The sequence below is a fragment of the Inquilinus sp. genome (genome assembly GCF_057815775.1).
The window spans coordinates 1-1,645 of sequence record NZ_JBYRFX010000180.1 but is presented as its reverse complement, the minus strand read 5'-3'; the positions used below and the strand labels follow the sequence as shown (position 1 = coordinate 1,645).

The window sequence follows — 1,645 nt, the reverse complement described above, 5'->3', positions numbered from 1 at the left end:
CTGCGGCTCTCGCGGCAAAGCGCCAGTCCGTCCTCGCCGGGCAGGTTGAGGTCGAGGATGATCAGGTCGATCCGATGGGCTTCGAGCGCCGCGCGCATGGTCGGACCGTCGCAGGCGGTCACCACCGCATAGCCGGCCTTGTCGAGCTGCTCGGCCACCAGGGTCGAGATTTCCAGATCGTCGTCGACGATCAGCAAGGTCTGCTGATGGACCGGAACCGGCGCCGGCGCGCCCCCGCGCTCGTCCGCGTCCGGCGTGCGAAGGCCGTTTGCCATATCCTCTCCCCACGGCGACCGACGTCCCGTGACCTTTCCGGTTGAGAGACACTAGCACGGATCGCCACTGCCGGAAAGCGATGCGGAGTGAAGCCCGACCGACAGCCTGAATTGTGTCGGAGTGTGTCGAAGATTATCGAAGTATAGTCTAGTGTAAATGCAATTCTGTTGTGAGAGAAAATAATAAATATGTTCCATGGCCGATGGATCAGATGTAACTGTTACTCGAAATCATTATGAAAACGCCCGCGAAGCAGGGCGGATAAACTTGATGGAGAGGCAGCATGCAGAAAGATACAGTAGATTTACCGGCCGGGTCGCGGTTCCGCCGGATGGCGACGCTCGCTGTGGCCGTGGGAATTACCGCCGTCACGCCCCTGCTCGCCCATCACAGCTTCGCCGGCTACGACAAGAGCCGGCGGGTGACGGTCAGCGGCACCGTCCGGCAGTGGCAGTTCACCAATCCCCACAGCTGGCTCCAGCTGATCGTGGTCGAGAACGGACGCCAGGTCGAATATCCGATCGAGGGATCGAGCGTGAACACGCTGATCCGCCGCGGCTGGAGCCGCACCACCTTCAGGCCGGGGGATCGGATAACGGTCGAGATCTATCCGCTCACCTCGGGCGCCAAGGGCGGCGCGCTGCTGATGGCACGCTTCCCCGACGGCCGGACGATCAGCTCGGGCATCACGCCCAACTGAGCCTGCCCGCTTAACCAGCGTGATCGAGGAGGGGTCAGCCCGATGTCCATTCGTCTTGTGCGCAGCGCCGCTATGCTCGGCCTTGCCGCGGCCTTGCTCTGCGGCACCGCCGCCACCGCCCAGACCGCCAGCTATCCGAGCGGGGCGCCCAATATACCCGACCTCGCGTCCCTGCCCGACTGGGATGGGCTGTGGGAGCGCGACCAGGACAATGTGTGGGACAACCGGCTTCCGGTCGGGGTGCCGCAGGTTCCGCCCTACAATGCCGACTATGCCGAACGGGTGCGGACCGGCCCGCCCGGGCCGCGCGGCTCGGCGTTCAGCTCGATGCCCGGCTGGCTGAGCCTGCTGTTCCCGCTCGAGATCCAGGTGAGCCGCATGCAGGTCACCCTGCTGACCGAGAATAAGGGGCCGCGCCGGATCTACACCGACGGCCGCGTGCATACCGAAAATACGCTGCCAAGCACCACCGGCCATTCGATCGGGCGATGGGAAAACGGCCAGCTCTTCGTCGACACCTGCTGCTTCCGCGACGACACGCGCCTGCCGGGCAACGGGCCGCATTCGGCCGCGATGACGGTCAGGGAGCATTGGTATCTGCGCGACTACAAGACCCTGATCGTCGACGTCACCGTCGAGGATCCCGAGGCGTTCACCGGACCCTGGACG

Annotated in this window: 3 protein-coding genes; 2 read left to right on the top strand and 1 reads right to left on the bottom strand. The window is 64.5% G+C overall.

Features of this window, described 5'->3' with window-relative positions; translation table 11 throughout:
- On the bottom strand, nt 1–275 hold a 275-nt coding region (locus AC3XYG_RS06420; RefSeq protein WP_489138981.1), incomplete at its 3' end, for a response regulator.
- 284 nt (nt 276–559) lie between these two features.
- Between AC3XYG_RS06420 and AC3XYG_RS06415 the strand changes: the two genes are divergently transcribed.
- Nucleotides 560–976, top strand: coding sequence for a DUF6152 family protein (locus AC3XYG_RS06415; RefSeq protein WP_489138980.1), 417 nt, complete (start codon nt 560–562; stop codon nt 974–976).
- A 42-nt stretch (nt 977–1,018) separates the two neighbouring features.
- On the top strand, nt 1,019–1,645 hold a 627-nt coding region (locus AC3XYG_RS06410), incomplete at its 3' end, for a hypothetical protein (RefSeq protein ID WP_489138979.1).